Raw genomic sequence first — 13651 nt, 5'->3', positions numbered from 1 at the left:
ACCTTAGTAGTAGACCTTTGGCACGGTCAGGTCAGTCGGCGGGATTTCAGTGCCGACCCATTTGGTGAACAACTCGTTGTAGCGGCCGCTGCGCACCTGCTGGTTGACGAACAGGTTGAGGTAGTTGAGCAGGCCGTACTCATTGCGCTTGGCACCCAGGGACACGTAGTCGATGGTGTAAGGCGCGTTGCCGGCGATTTTCAGGTTTTTGTATTTGCCCGACTTGATCGTCGCGGCGGCGACGGTGTTGGTTACTACCGTGGCGTCGATGTGACCCTGGGCCACCGCCAGCAGCGTGTCGTTTTGTGACTGATAGGCGCGGAAGGTGCCGCTGCCCCATTTCTTCACATCGCCCTCCAGCGCGATGGCCTCAAAAGTGCCGCTGGTGTTGCCCAGCGCTTTGCCCTTGATGTCGTTGAAGCTGTTGATGCCGGTGTTGTCGCGGGTCAGCACGACCATCTGGAAGGCGAAGTACGGCACGGTCAGGCCAACGGTCTTGGCCCGTTCGAGGGTGTCGGAAGTCGAGGCGACGATCACGTCAGCCCGTCCGGAGATCAGCGCCGGAATGCGGTCCGGGAACGGCGTTTCCACCACTTCGGCCTCGACCCCGAGGATCTTCGCCAGGTCGTTGCAATAGTCCACGTCGAAACCGGCAGGAGCGTTGCTGGCATCGCGGAAACCCATGGGCGGGAAGTCCAGGGTCACGGCGCAGCGCAGCTTGCCGGAACCGATAATGTCGTCGAGCTTGTCAGCCTGCGCGGTGGCAATGAAGGAGGTACTGAGAACAGCGCTGAGGGCTACGGCAAATGCGGGGTTTTTCATAGAGGCCTCGTTCTGTGGAAGTGCTGTTGAATATCGTATTGGGGATTTCGTATACGATATTAACAATAGCAATGGCCGTGCCGTTTTTGCTTTTGCCGCCGAATTTTTGCCAACCCTTGAAGCAGGGCGGCTCAGCGCAAGCGAGCGGGGCAACGCTACGACGGTGTCGGTCGAGGAGGTGTTACGGAAGGGAGCACGCAGGGTGCGCAGCGCCCCTTAAAGGAACATTTTAACGACGGCTATCGCGGTACTGGCTGGGCGAAAGACTGGTGAGGGCGCGGAATTGGCGGCTGAACGCACTGTGGTCGGTGTAGCCGCAGCGCAGAGCGATTTCGGTGATCGGCAGGTCGGTGTCGAGCAACAGGCGCGAGCCTTCTTCCAGGCGGGACTTGTGGATCATCTGCCGTGGCGTGAGCTGGAACACCCGTTTGCAATGGCGCTCCAGCTGCGCCACAGAGAAACCGGCGATGGCCGTCAGTTCAGCCAGGCTGATCGGTCGGGCGAAATGTCGGCGGATATGTGCGTCCACCGCTGCCAGTTTCTGGAACGCCGGATGGTTGGACTGGGGCAGTTGCAGGTCGCGGGAAATACCGGCGAGGCCGACGATCCGCCCTTGTTCATCATGCAGGGCGAGTTTGTGGGTCAGGCACCAGACTGGCTGGTTGCCGAAATACAGGTGCAGTTCCAGTTGATCCGCCAGTTCACGGCCGGTGGACAGCACGCGCCGATCCTGCTCGGTGTACAGCGGGCCAAATCGTGCCGGGAAGACCTGGTCCGCCGTCAGCCCGAGCAGTTGCCCGCTGTGCTTGAAACCACACCGTCGAGCCAGGGTCTGGTTGACGAAGACATAGCGCGCCTCGCTGTCCTTGATGAAGAACACCACGTCCGCCAGGGTGTCGAGAAGCGTCGCGATGGGCTGCAGACTGCTCAGCAGCGTCGGCAAATCGCAGGGTTTGAACTGATTGAGTAAGGGGAACATAGCGCTGGGGGCCTGGTGGCAACTACCGGGATCATAAAGACTCGGCAGTGCCCCCGAAACCCCGGAGCGAGCGTTTACGCGGGCGGGGTGTCTTCCAGGCACATCAGGGTTTCGATACGTGCCGGGCTGAACGGCGGTCGCGGGGCCGAGGGTTGCCAGTCGAACAGGTACTGCAAGGCGCCGCCACACACTCGCCCCTGACAGGCGCCCATGCCGCAGCGGCTGGCCAGTTTTGCCGCACGCCAGTCAGCGTGCCCGGCCAGTGCCGCGTAGGGCACGTCTTCGCAGCGACAGACCAGCGTGTCGGCCTGCGCCAGTGACTTGAGGTGTGGGTTGAGGCTGAACGCGTTGTTCAACGCCTTGGCGAAACCCTGCCAACGTGTCCGACGTGGCCACAATTGGCGTGCCGCTGAGGTGTTACCGACGGCGGCATGCCCGGCAATGGCACCTTCGACCAACGCCAGTTCACTGCCACCGAAACCGGTGCATTCACCTGCGGCGTAGTGATCGGCAAGGCTCGTGGCTTGCCAGGCATCGACCGCGAGCGCCGTGCCGTCGAGTGCGCAACCCAGCGCCTGACCGAGTTGAATATTGGGAATCAGGCCGAAACCACAGGCCAGGCGATCACAGGCCAGTTCGACGATTTTGCCCTGTTGCCGCAGACGCACACCTTCCAGCCGTTCATTACCCAAGGCCGCCACGACGTGGGAGCCGGTGCGGTAATGACGATCAAACAGGCTGAAGGATTGCACAAGCTTGCCCGGCCAACGTGGCAGTTGCAGGGCGAACCCGGCGACCGCAACCGAGGAGGCTTGCTCGGCAATGCGCAGCACGTGGGCGCCGTTGTGTTTCGCGGTGGCCGCACTGGCCAGTAACAACGGCCCGCTGCCGGCGATCACCACGCGTTCGTCCTGCACCGGCAGGCCGCCCTTGATCAACGCCTGGAGTCCTCCGGCCCCCGTCACACCCGGCAATGTCCAGCCGGGGAAGGGCAGCAGCAACTCACGGGCGCCGGTGCACAGAATCAGTTTGTCGTAGCCGATCAGCCATCCGTGATCGGCGTCTTCCACCAGCAATTGTTTGGGGCCGGAACAGGCGATCACACGAGTGCCGCTGTAGTGGCGAATATTGCTGTTGGCATGCAGGCGCTCGCGCATCTGCCGTGCCTGATTCGGCAGGCTGGCCTGAGGCCCGTCGCGCCAGATCTGGCCTCCCGGCAACGGGTTGTCGTCGAGCACGATAATGCGGGCGCCACTGGGTGCGGCGGCGAGGGCGGCGCTCATGCCGGCGGGGCCGGCACCGATGATCAGCAAATCGGCGAATTCGTTCATGGTCGGGTCCGCACCTGCATGCCGTCATGACACAGCGTCTGGCAGGCCAGTCGACGGCGTCCGTCGATGGTCACCCGGCATTCCTGGCAGATGCCCATGCCGCACAGCGGTGCGCGCCGCTGACCGCTGACCGAGGTGCGAGTACACCCGTCGTCGGCCAAGGCTAATGCCGCGGCCACTGTTGTACCTTCGGCGACCCGCAGGGTGCGGCCGTCCAGGACCAGATCAGGCATACACGGCCTCCCCGAGAAAACGTTGCGGCAGATAGGCTTGCGCCGCCAATGGCGGCGTCTCATTGAACAGTTGCGCGACCAGAATATCGGCGGTGCCGGGGGCCGTGGTGACCCCCAGTCCCTCGTGACCGACTGCCAGCCACAAACCTTTGCGTGATGGGTGCTCACCAATCAGTGGCAGCCCGTCGGGGCTGGCAGCGCGAAAACCGGTCCAGGCGCGGATGCCGTTGAGTTGAGCCAGGCCCGGCATGTACTCGGCGGCGCGCTTGAGCATTTTCGCGAGCATCCAGCCTTCGACCTGCGGGTCGGTGGTACCGAATTGTCGCGAGGCGCCGATGAACAGTTGCCCGGTCGGCCGGGGCTGAATGTTGCAGGCGGTCGAGGGCCCTGTGGCGTTGTGGGCGCTGGTGACATAGCCCAGTTCCACCAGCGTGTGGGTGACCTTGCCGGGGTAGCGGTCGGTGATCAGCAAGTGGCCTTTTTTCGGCTCGATCGGCAACTCGGGGCACAGGTCGTTGGCCTGGATGCCGTTGGCCAAAATGACTGCCTCAGCGCTCAACCATTGGCCGTCATCGAGTCGCACGCGATTGCCATCGACCTCGCTGACCCGCGCCCTGCGTTGCTCGATGTCGGCGGTGTCGAGCATCCAGTTGGCGGTCGCCGGAGCGTAGAGAATGCCGTCGCCGTTGATCAGCAAACCGCCTTCGAGGTCTTCGCGCAGTTCAGGTTCACGGGCGCGCAAGGCGTTACGAGCGATCAACTCGCAGGCAACGCCCTGGGTCTGAAGGTTCAGGTATTTGCTGTGGGCCACGGCCATTTCTTCGGCATTGGCTGCCAACCACAACGTCCCGTTGCTGCGGTAAGCGCAGCCTTGCGGCAAGTCCGGCGCCAGTTCGCGCCAGCGTTGCAGCGAGTATTGGCTCAGGGCCAGCTCGGCCGGGTTGTCGTCGAGCACCAGCAAGTGGCCCATACCGGCGGCCGTCGCGCTGTGCAAACCAGCGTCCAGCACCAGTACGCTCAAGCCGCGCCGGGCCAGCGCCTGGGCGCACGCGGCACCGATGATGCCGGCGCCGATCACGATGACATCGGCCACCTGGCCTTGGCTCATGGGCGAATGCCCCAAGCGAACGGGTCGTCCTGTTCGATGATCAGGCTGGCCTCGGCGCTGATGAAGGCGCGGCCACGAATTGTCGGCACGATGCGCTCGCCGTGCTGTTCGTAGGAGCCTTCGAACTCGCTGCCGATGACGCTGGCCTGGCGCCAGATCTGGCCCGGCTGCAATTTGTCATCGGCAGCCAGGCACGCCAGTTTTGCACTGGTGCCGGTGCCGCAGGGCGAGCGGTCGTAGGCCTTGCCGGGGCAGAGCACAAAGTTGCGGCTGTCGGCCTGCTCATCCTCGGCGAACAGTTCGACGTGGTCGATCAACCCGCCGTCTTCGCCACGTATCCCCTGAACGTCCAGTGCCTGCTGCACGGTGAAGGTGTAGGCGGTCAACGCATCAAGGTTGTCGCTGGCGACGCGCAGACCATGCTCGGCGATCAGGAAAAACCAGTTGCCACCCCAGGCAATATCACCGACCACCTCGCCAATTCCCGGCACCTGCAACGCCACGGCTTTGCGATAACGGTAGGCCGGCACGTTGCGCACGCTGACGGAGTGGTCGTCGTGCAAGGTTGCCTGCACCGTGCCGACCGGCGTTTCGATGCTGTGCACGCCCGGTCCGATCTTGCCAAGGTGAGCAAGCGACGCGACCAGGCCGATGGTGCCGTGGCCGCACATGCCGAGGTAACCCGAGTTATTGAAGAAGATCACCCCGGCACAGGCCGCAGGGTCAACCGGTTCGCACAGCAGTGCGCCTACCAGCACATCACTGCCTCGCGGTTCGAGCACGCAGGCGGTGCGCCATTGGTCATGGTGTTCAGCCAGTCGTTGAAGACGTTCGGCCATGCTGCCGGTGCCCAGCTCGGGAAAACCGGAGGTCACCAGGCGGGTGGGTTCGCCGCCGGTGTGGGAGTCAATCACGGTGATGCGTTTCATGAGTGGGCCACGTCCGTTCAGATGAGTGAACGCAAGAGTGGCCCGTGCGGGGGCTTGCAGGCTTGATGGTTTTACCCGGTGCCGATGACGAAATCGGCACAGTGTCGCGGTCTGTCAGTGGTGGTGGGGCAGGTGCTCGAACAGGGTTTTGCAGACCCCGGCGATGTGTTCGTCCAGCAGCTTCACCGCCCGGTCGACGTCACCGGCGCGACAGGCTTCGAGGATCTCGCGGTGTTCGTGATCGGCGCGTTCCTTGCCTGCGGAAAGGCTCATTTGCATGCGCAGGTAACGTTCCAGTTTGTCGTTGACCGAACGGATCAGGCTCACCAGAAACGGACGTTGTGCCGGTTCATAGAGGCAGGCGTGCAGTTCCCAATTGAGCTCGGCCCAGCGTCCCACATCATCTTCGCCGACGAACTCCTGGCAGATGCGTTCGGCCCGGGCGAAGGTGTCTTCGGTCATGTTGGGAATGGCCAGGCGAAGCACCTTGTCTTCGAGCAACATGCGCACCTCGAACATCTGCGCCAGCTCGGCATCGGACACCCGTGTGACCATCGCCCCGCGATTGCGCTGGAACATCACCAGACCTTCGGCTTCCAGGCGCTTGAGGGCCTCACGCACCGGGATCTTGCTGACGTTGAACTGCCGGGCGATGTCGTCCTGGCGAATCGGCTCGTCCTCGGCGAAATGCCCAGCGACGATGGCGTCACGCAGATGGCGGGTGATGATTTCAGATGTCGAAGGCGCATTGCCCAAGTCTGGAGCATTGAATTTGGGTAGGGTCACGGCGGCAGTCGTTCGGATTGAGTTGGAGATATGGTATACGAATTTTCATTGGGTTCAGTGCACTTGCGCTGCCTTTCGACAGCCGCACCCTGACTCCCTGCCGTTAATTGCAGAGGAGATGGCGCAAACGTCCGACACCCGGGCCGTTGCGCATTTGGATCATTAAGTTGTCAGTTTCGGTCATTGAGCGGCCGGAGGAGTGCTCATAGTCTGTTACACATGACAGAGGGGCGCCAAAGAGTGCCCACACTTTTTCCGTGAACGCTCGTTGTGGAGTTACCGATGACCGCCGCTCATTACCCGCACCTGTTGGCTCCGTTGGACCTGGGTTTTACCACGTTGCGCAACCGCACCCTGATGGGTTCGATGCACACCGGTCTTGAGGAAAAGCCCGGCGGCTTCGAACGCATGGCTGCTTTCTTCGCCGAGCGCGCCCGCGGCGGTGTCGGCCTGATGGTCACTGGCGGTATCGGCCCGAACGACGAAGGCGGTGTGTATTCCGGCGCGGCCAAACTGACCACCCTCGAAGAAGCGCTCAAGCATCAGATCGTGACCCGCGCGGTGCACGAGGCGGGCGGCAAGATCTGCATGCAGATCCTGCATGCCGGCCGTTATGCCTACAGCCCGAAGCAAGTTGCGCCGAGCGCCATTCAGGCGCCGATCAACCCGTTCAAGCCCAAAGAGCTGGACGAGGAAGGCATCGAGAAGCAGATCAGCGATTTCGTCACCTGTTCGACCCTGGCGCAAACAGCCGAGTACGACGGCGTCGAGATCATGGGCTCCGAAGGTTATTTCATTAACCAGTTCCTCGCGGCTCACACCAACCACCGCACGGACCGCTGGGGCGGCAGCTACGAAAACCGCATGCGCCTGCCGGTGGAAATCGTCCGCCGTGTACGCGAAGCCGTAGGCCCGAATTTCATCATTATCTTCCGCCTGTCGATGCTCGACCTGGTGGAAGGCGGCAGCAGCTGGGAAGAAATCGTGACCTTGGCCAAGGCCATCGAACAGGCCGGTGCAACCATCATCAACACCGGCATCGGCTGGCACGAAGCGCGTATTCCGACCATCGCCACCAAGGTGCCGCGTGCGGCGTTCAGCAAAGTCACCGCCAAGCTGCGCGGTTCGGTGAGCATTCCGCTGATCACCACCAACCGCATCAACACCCCGGAAATCGCCGAGCAGATTCTTGCCGAAGGCGATGCCGACATGGTTTCCATGGCGCGGCCGTTCCTCGCCGATGCCGACTTCGTCAACAAGGCCGCCGCGGGCCGTGCCGATGAAATCAACACCTGCATCGGTTGCAACCAGGCGTGCCTCGATCACACGTTTGGCGGCAAGTTGACCACTTGCCTAGTGAACCCGCGGGCTTGCCACGAGACCGAACTCAACTACCTGCCGGTGCAGCAGATCAAGAAAATCGCCGTGGTCGGTGCCGGCCCTGCGGGTCTGTCGGCCGCAACCGTGGCTGCCGAGCGTGGTCATCAGGTGACGCTGTTCGATTCGGCCAGCGAAATCGGCGGTCAGTTCAACATCGCCAAACGCGTGCCAGGCAAGGAAGAGTTCTTTGAAACCCTGCGCTACTTCAACCGCAAGTTGCAAACCACCAACGTCGAGGTCTGCCTGAACACTCGGGTCGATGTGGCGAAACTGGTTGAAGGCGGTTACGACGAGATCATCCTCGCCACCGGCATCGCGCCGCGTGTACCGGCGATTCCAGGCGTCGAGAACGCCAAGGTGTTGAGCTACCTGGACGTGATTCTTGAGCGTAAGCCGGTGGGCAAACGGGTCGCCGTGATCGGCGCGGGCGGGATTGGTTTCGACGTGTCCGAGTTCCTGGTGCATCAGGGCGTTGCCACCAGCCTGGACCGTGAAGCGTTCTGGAAAGAGTGGGGCATCGACACGCTTCTTCAGGCGCGTGGCGGTGTCGCCGGCATCAAGGCTGAGCCGCATGCACCGGCGCGTGAAGTGTTCCTGTTGCAACGCAAGAAATCCAAGGTCGGCGACGGCCTGGGCAAAACCACCGGCTGGATTCACCGCACCGGTCTGAAGAACAAGCAGGTGCAGATGCTCAACAGCGTCGAATACCTGAAGATCGACGACGAAGGTTTGCACATCCGCATCGGCGAAACCGGCGAGCCGCAAGTGCTGCCGGTGGACAACATCGTGATCTGCGCCGGGCAGGATCCGTTGCGCGAGTTGCAGGACGGGTTGGTTGCGGCAGGGCAGAACGTGCATTTGATTGGCGGCGCGGATGTGGCGGCGGAGCTGGATGCGAAGCGGGCGATCAATCAGGGTTCGCGGTTGGCTGCTGAGCTTTAACAGCAGGTCCAGCGTGCCAATGGCCTTCGCGGGCAAGCCTCGCTCCCACAGGTGTTGTGTCGTTCACAAAATTGATAAACGACACAATACCTGTAGGAGCGAGGCTTGCCCGCGAAGGCGTCCTCAAGGCTGCTAATATGCCGGCTCTTTACCCAGAGCCGGCACCAATGCTTCTCCCGCCCAACGACTGGCTCCCCAAAGCCCCCCTCGACCACCTTCATCTCGACTGGCTCGAAAGCACCGGCATCGAAGTCGCCATCCTGCGCCTGGACCAGATCGACCCGCTGATCAGCGGCAACAAGTGGTTCAAGCTCATCGAACACCTCAAAGCGGCTGACCTTGCCGCTGCCAAAGGCATCATCAGCCTCGGCGGTGCTCACTCCAATCATCTTCATGCACTGGCTGCCGCCGGCAAGCGCTTCGGTTTCACGACCGTTGGTTTACTGCGCGGCCATCCGCAGGAAACGCCCACAGTGAAAGACTTGCACGCCTTCGGCATGCAGTTGCACTGGCTCGGTTATGGCGGCTATCGCGCGCGGCACGATGCGGGTTTCTGGGAACCCTGGCAGGCGCAATACCCTGAGCTGTTTGCGGTGCCGGAAGGTGGCGGCGGTTTGCCGGGGGCGAAGGGCTGCATGCAACTGAAGTCGATGGTCGGCGCGCAACTGAACGGTGTGGGCTGGAGCGACTACGACGGCTGGTGGCTGGCCTGCGGAACGGGCACCACGCTGGCCGGCCTGGCGTTGGCTGAAGCGGGGGATCATCCGGTTTATGGCGCGCTGGCGGTGCCCGATGACCATGGTGTTGCGCAGCAAGTCGAATCGATCGTGCAGGAGGCCGGCTTGCTTCATCCGGTCTACGAACTGTTCGACGCCAGCCGTGGTGGCTTCGCCAAAGTCGATCCGCTGTTACTCGAATTCATCGCGCAAACCGAACAGGCCAGCGGCATACCCATTGAACCGCTGTACACCGGCAAAGCGCTGCTGGCGCTCAAGCAGCACGTCGAAGCTGGCAGATTCGCAAAGGGATCGCGACTGATCTTCATCCACACCGGCGGCTTGCAGGGCCGCCGCGGATTTTCGTCGCGACTCGTACCCTTGTAGGAGCGAGGCTTGCCCGCGAACACAGGCGACGCGGTCTGTCCGACAAACCTCGTCATCGTTCTTCGCGGGCAAGCCTCGCTCCTACAGGGGGGAGGGCATAGTTTTCAGGAATTGCGGTTTACGCGTTTGGGCATCATTCGCAGCAGGGTGTTGTCGCCCACCACATAGTGGTGATAAATCCCCGCCACGGCGTGCAGCCCGATCAGCCAGTAACCGATGGTGCCGCCGAGTACATGCCAGCCTTCGATTTGCTTGGCCAACTCCTTGTCCTCTGACAGCAGCATCGGTAGATCAATGCCATAGAACATCACCTGATGCCCCTTGGCGCTGGTGACCAGCCAACCCAGAATCGGCATGGCGATCATGAACAGGTACAGCGCCCAGTGCATCAATCTGGCCAGCACGGTCTGCCAGTGCGGCGAAGCGGGGAAGATCTGCGGTGCTGGGCCTAGGCTGCGTGCGAACAGCCGCAACCACACCAGCACAAACACCGTCAGACCGAGCATGAAATGCGCTTCAACGATCAGCGTTCGGCCACCACTGCCTTTGGGAAAGATTCCGCGAAATTCGATGCTGGCGTAAACCACCGCGAGCAACACCAGCATCAACCAATGCAGCGTGATCGACACGGTGCTGTAGCGTGAGTCGGAGTTCTTCCAGGGCATACGGCGTTCCTCACAGGTCGGGTCAGGCCACCGTTCTTGGTCGACGGTGTGCGTTAACTGTAAGCCTGTTTCGCACGGTTTGCCTCAAGCCATTGGCGGTTCAATGCTCTAAGTCAGGTGATTGAGCAAAAAAACACAATTCCCCTTGTAGGAGCGAGCGGTGCGGCGATCCGACTTGCCCGCGAAGGGGTCCTATCAGCCGACATCCATGTTGAATGTTCAGACGCCTTCGCGGGCAAGCCTCGCTCCTACAGGGGAACGTGGTGCTTTGGGGGGATCAGTTGGTTTGCGGCATCTCGCCGTTGGCCAGGCGCTGGTTGATGTCGGCGATCACGGCCGGCAAATCGGTGATGGTGTCGATCATGTAGTGCGGGCGCGAGCCTTCGAACAGTGCGTGGATGCGCTTGCGTTCGCTGTCCAGCTCGTCACTGCCGAGGGCGCGATAACCTTCGTAGTCCAGGCCCAGCGCGTTGCCCGAGCAGATCAGCGCCACGGTCCACATGCCGGCGCGACGACCTTCAAGAATGCCTGGCACGGTGTCGTCGATCTTCACGCACGCGGCGACATCGTCGATGCCCAGGGCGATCACGTTGGCCAGTGCCTGAGCCGGCCATGGGCGGCCGTTGGGCACTTCGTCGGTGGCGACCACGTGATCGGCGACGTAGCCATTGGTGGCGGCGAGCTCGACCACTTTGTCCATGACCTGTTTCGGGTAGCCGGAGCAGGAGCCGATCTTGATCCCTTGCGCACGCAGGTTGGCGATGGTCTCCAGCGCACCGGGGATCAGCGCCGAGTGCTCGGCGATTTTTTCGATTTGCAGCGGCATGAAGCGTTGGTAAATCGCAGTGACGTCATCGTCGGTCGGCGTGCGGCCGAAGGCCTTGCGGTAACGTTCGGCGACGGCCGGCTGATCGCACAGGGTGCGGATGTGATCCCATTTGCCCATGCCCATCGGGCCACGGGCTTCTTCGATGGACACCTGGACGTCGAATTCGGCGAAGGCCTCGACAAAAATCTGCGTTGGGGCGAAGGAGCCGAAGTCGACCACGGTGCCGGCCCAGTCGAGGATGGCGGCTTGCAGTTTGGTTGGGTTTGCGTAGTTCATGAGTATCGATGTCCTTGTAGGAGCTGGCTTGCCAGCGAAGGTCGTTAACGATGACGGGTGTTGTCTGGATGAGCGTGGTGCTGTTGAGTCCATCGCTGGCAAGCCAGCTCCTACAACAGCTGAGGTGTCTGTGGTTCAGATTTCGAGCACTTCCATTTCACGCAACACTTCGGCAATCGCCGCCACCGCCGCGTGCATCTCGGCCTGGTTGACGTGGCCGATGCAGCCGACGCGGAAGGTTTCGACCTGGGTCAATTTGCCGGGATAAAGGATGAAACCCTTGGCCTTGACGCGTTCGTAGAACTCCTTGAACTGGTAACGCGGGTCTTTCGGCGCGTGGAACGTAACGATGATCGGCGCCTGGATCGCGGCTGGCAGGAAGCTGCGCAAGCCGAGTCTGGCCATGTCATCGAGCAACACTTTGCAGTTGTCGGCGTAGCGCTGATGCCGCGCCGGCAAACCGCCTTCTTCGTTGTATTGCAGCAGGGCTTCGTGCAGCGCCGCGACCACATGGGTTGGCGGGGTGAAGCGCCATTGGCCGGTCTTGGCCATGTAGGTGTGCTGGTCGAACAGGTCCATCGCCAGCGAATGCGAGTTGCCGGCGGCATTTGCCAGCGCGTCTTTGCGAGCGAAGACAAACCCCATCCCCGGTACGCCTTCCAGGCATTTGCCCGAGGCGGCGATCAGCGCGTCGAACGGCACCTGTTGCGCATCCACCGGCAGCGCGCCGAAGGAGCTCATGGCGTCGATGATCAGGCGTTTGCCGTGTTGCGCAATGACCTGGGCGATTTCCGGCAGCGGGTTGAGGATGCCGGTGCTGGTTTCGCAGTGGATCAGCGCGACGTGGGTGATGCTGGCATCGGCCCGCAGCAGACGCTCTACGTCGGCGGCGGTGGTTGGTTCGTCTTCGGCGGTTTCAAAGGTGCTGAAGGAACGGCCGAGCACTTCGCAGATTTTCGCCAGGCGTTTGCCGTAGGCACCGTTGATCAGCACCAGGACTTTGCCGTCGCGAGGCACCAGCGTGCCGATTGCCGCTTCGACGGCGAAGGTGCCGCTGCCTTGCAGGGGCACGCAGTGGTGACTGTCGCCGCCGTTGATGATCGCCAGCAGTTGCTCGCAGAGGCTGGCGGTCAGTTGATTGAAGCGGTCATCCCATGAACCCCAGTCGACCATCATCGCCTGACGGGTGCGGGCCGACGTCGTCAACGGGCCGGGGGTGAGCAGGATGGGTTCGGCAGTACTCATTCTCGTGTCCTCGCAATCGATGGGATGAAGCTACGGGGCTTAAATTGCAATTTGCCGTGCTATCAATCAAATTGTTTGTTGTTATGCCAGCCATCAGTGAGGGTTATTCATGAACCTGTTCCAGCTCCGCGCCTTCGATGCGGTGGCCCGCGAGGGCAGCTTTACCCGGGCCGCTGCACGGCTGTTCATCAGCCAACCGGCGGTCACCGGGCACATCAAGGCGTTGGAGGAGCACTACCAGATCACCTTGCTGCGACGCACCGCGCGTCGGGTCGAGCTGACGGAGGAGGGCACCAAACTCGCTGCGATCACCCGGGCGATGTTTGGTCTGGCCGAAGAAGCGCAAGTGATGCTGGAGGCCAATCGGCAATTGCTCACCGGGCGTCTGGAAGTGGCGGCGGACGGGCCGCACATGGTCATGCCGATGCTCGCGAGCCTGCGCGCGCGGTATCCGGGGATCACCGTGAACCTGCGCCTGGGCAATGCGCAGGAAACCCTGGCGGCGCTGTTGTCGGAACATGCCGACGTGGCGGTGCTGACCGAGGTTGAGCCGCGCAAGGGTTTGCATTTGCAGGCGCTGAGCGAGTCGCGGATTTGTGCGCTGGTGCCTGAGGGGCATGCTTGGGCGCAGCGTTCGAAAGGGGTGCCGCTGAAGGAACTGGATCAGGTCATCATGGTGTTGCGCGAACCGAGTTCGATTACCCGACGCACGTTCGATGACGCTTGCGCCCAGGCGAAGGTGAGCCCTCGGGTGTTGCTGGAACTGGACAGTCGCGAGGCGGTGACCGAGGCCGTCGCGGCGCAGTTGGGGGTTGGCGTGGTGTCGTCGGTGGAGGTCAGCCATGACCCTCGGGTGGCGGCGGTGCCGATTATTGGCGAGGGGTTGGTGAACCGGCACATGATCGGGTGCATGGAGCGGCGGCGGGATTTGCGCTTGATTCAGGCGTTTTTCGAGTTGGCGCCGGTCAGTTAGACCGAGGTGCGGCCTTCGCGGGCAAGCCTCGCTCCTACAAGGTCGTATGC

General features: G+C 62.2%; 13 protein-coding genes. 3 read left to right on the top strand and 10 right to left on the bottom strand.

The genetic code is table 11. From position 1 onward, the window contains the following. Nucleotides 1-3: 3 nt before the first annotated feature. The 7 genes from KGA97_RS17515 to KGA97_RS17485 all read right to left on the bottom strand — a co-directional run bounded on the left by KGA97_RS17515 (nt 4) and on the right by KGA97_RS17485 (nt 6188). On the bottom strand, nt 4-822 hold the full coding sequence (locus KGA97_RS17515; protein ID WP_008024648.1) for a transporter substrate-binding domain-containing protein: 819 nt from the start codon (nt 820-822) through the stop codon (nt 4-6). Between the two features lie 229 nt (nt 823-1051). Then, entirely contained in the window at nt 1052-1801 is a 750-nt protein-coding gene (locus tag KGA97_RS17510) for an AraC family transcriptional regulator (protein ID WP_192229187.1), read from the bottom strand. Nucleotides 1802-1875: 74 nt separating this feature from the next. Further along, on the bottom strand, nt 1876-3132 hold the full coding sequence (locus tag KGA97_RS17505) for an FAD/NAD(P)-binding oxidoreductase (protein WP_223481160.1): 1257 nt from the start codon (nt 3130-3132) through the stop codon (nt 1876-1878). Continuing rightward, complete coding sequence (locus KGA97_RS17500) at nt 3129-3365, bottom strand: 2Fe-2S iron-sulfur cluster-binding protein (protein WP_008042619.1); 237 nt, start codon at nt 3363-3365, stop codon at nt 3129-3131. Before KGA97_RS17500 ends, KGA97_RS17505 begins: the two co-directional genes overlap by 4 nt. After that, nucleotides 3358-4473 (bottom strand): NAD(P)/FAD-dependent oxidoreductase, encoded by a 1116-nt coding sequence (locus KGA97_RS17495; RefSeq protein ID WP_223481159.1) that lies wholly within the window; start codon nt 4471-4473, stop codon nt 3358-3360. The genes KGA97_RS17500 and KGA97_RS17495 overlap by 8 nt, the downstream gene beginning before the upstream one ends. Next, a complete protein-coding gene (locus tag KGA97_RS17490; protein ID WP_223481158.1) occupies nt 4470-5402 on the bottom strand; it encodes a 4-hydroxyproline epimerase in 933 nt (310 codons plus the stop codon). Before KGA97_RS17490 ends, KGA97_RS17495 begins: the two co-directional genes overlap by 4 nt. Nucleotides 5403-5516: 114 nt before the next feature. Next, nucleotides 5517-6188 carry a GntR family transcriptional regulator gene (locus tag KGA97_RS17485; protein ID WP_008029632.1) on the bottom strand — a complete coding sequence of 224 codons (672 nt, stop codon included), beginning with the start codon at nt 6186-6188 and terminating at the stop codon, nt 5517-5519. A 282-nt stretch (nt 6189-6470) separates the two neighbouring features. Here KGA97_RS17485 and KGA97_RS17480 point away from each other — a divergent pair, with 282 nt between their 5' ends. Together KGA97_RS17480 and KGA97_RS17475 are read left to right on the top strand one after the other, a co-directional pair. After that, complete coding sequence (locus KGA97_RS17480) at nt 6471-8510, top strand: FAD-dependent oxidoreductase (RefSeq protein ID WP_192229190.1); 2040 nt, start codon at nt 6471-6473, stop codon at nt 8508-8510. A 167-nt stretch (nt 8511-8677) separates the two neighbouring features. Continuing rightward, a complete protein-coding gene (locus KGA97_RS17475; protein ID WP_223481157.1) occupies nt 8678-9613 on the top strand; it encodes a 1-aminocyclopropane-1-carboxylate deaminase/D-cysteine desulfhydrase in 936 nt (311 codons plus the stop codon). 104 nt (nt 9614-9717) lie between these two features. Here the strand turns inward: KGA97_RS17475 and KGA97_RS17470 are convergent, their stop codons facing one another. The 3 genes from KGA97_RS17470 to KGA97_RS17460 form a co-directional block, all read right to left on the bottom strand. Continuing rightward, nucleotides 9718-10278 (bottom strand): cytochrome b, encoded by a 561-nt coding sequence (locus KGA97_RS17470; protein WP_008040489.1) that lies wholly within the window; start codon nt 10276-10278, stop codon nt 9718-9720. Between the two features lie 277 nt (nt 10279-10555). Then, nucleotides 10556-11383 (bottom strand): phosphonoacetaldehyde hydrolase, encoded by an 828-nt coding sequence (gene phnX / locus KGA97_RS17465; RefSeq protein WP_008040487.1) that lies wholly within the window; start codon nt 11381-11383, stop codon nt 10556-10558. Nucleotides 11384-11518: 135 nt separating this feature from the next. Next, nucleotides 11519-12628, bottom strand: a complete 1110-nt coding sequence (locus KGA97_RS17460; RefSeq protein WP_223481156.1) for a 2-aminoethylphosphonate--pyruvate transaminase — start codon at nt 12626-12628, stop codon at nt 11519-11521. Nucleotides 12629-12737: 109 nt separating this feature from the next. On the opposite strand from KGA97_RS17460, the gene KGA97_RS17455 reads away from it, so the two are divergent. Then, on the top strand, nt 12738-13601 hold the full coding sequence (locus tag KGA97_RS17455; RefSeq protein ID WP_008029619.1) for a LysR substrate-binding domain-containing protein: 864 nt from the start codon (nt 12738-12740) through the stop codon (nt 13599-13601). Nucleotides 13602-13651 lie beyond the last annotated feature (50 nt).

This window comes from Pseudomonas sp. BF-B-15 (assembly GCF_019946675.1).
Lineage (GTDB): Bacteria > Pseudomonadota > Gammaproteobacteria > Pseudomonadales > Pseudomonadaceae > Aquipseudomonas > Aquipseudomonas migulae.
This window is presented reverse-complemented; position numbering and strand designations above follow the sequence as displayed.

Excerpts from the sequence above, each read along its gene's own strand:
- KGA97_RS17515 (WP_008024648.1), bottom strand. The coding sequence starts at position 822 with ATGAAAAACCCCGCATTTGCCGTAGCCCTCAGCGCTGTTCTCAGTACC.
- KGA97_RS17510 (WP_192229187.1), bottom strand. The coding sequence starts at position 1,801 with ATGTTCCCCTTACTCAATCAGTTCAAACCCTGCGATTTGCCGACGCTG.
- KGA97_RS17505 (WP_223481160.1), bottom strand. The coding sequence starts at position 3,132 with ATGAACGAATTCGCCGATTTGCTGATCATCGGTGCCGGCCCCGCCGGC.
- KGA97_RS17500 (WP_008042619.1), bottom strand. The coding sequence starts at position 3,365 with ATGCCTGATCTGGTCCTGGACGGCCGCACCCTGCGGGTCGCCGAAGGT.
- KGA97_RS17495 (WP_223481159.1), bottom strand. The coding sequence starts at position 4,473 with ATGAGCCAAGGCCAGGTGGCCGATGTCATCGTGATCGGCGCCGGCATC.
- KGA97_RS17490 (WP_223481158.1), bottom strand. The coding sequence starts at position 5,402 with ATGAAACGCATCACCGTGATTGACTCCCACACCGGCGGCGAACCCACC.
- KGA97_RS17480 (WP_192229190.1), top strand. The coding sequence starts at position 6,471 with ATGACCGCCGCTCATTACCCGCACCTGTTGGCTCCGTTGGACCTGGGT.
- KGA97_RS17475 (WP_223481157.1), top strand. The coding sequence starts at position 8,678 with ATGCTTCTCCCGCCCAACGACTGGCTCCCCAAAGCCCCCCTCGACCAC.
- KGA97_RS17470 (WP_008040489.1), bottom strand. The coding sequence starts at position 10,278 with ATGCCCTGGAAGAACTCCGACTCACGCTACAGCACCGTGTCGATCACG.
- phnX (WP_008040487.1), bottom strand. The coding sequence starts at position 11,383 with ATGAACTACGCAAACCCAACCAAACTGCAAGCCGCCATCCTCGACTGG.
- KGA97_RS17460 (WP_223481156.1), bottom strand. The coding sequence starts at position 12,628 with ATGAGTACTGCCGAACCCATCCTGCTCACCCCCGGCCCGTTGACGACG.
- KGA97_RS17455 (WP_008029619.1), top strand. The coding sequence starts at position 12,738 with ATGAACCTGTTCCAGCTCCGCGCCTTCGATGCGGTGGCCCGCGAGGGC.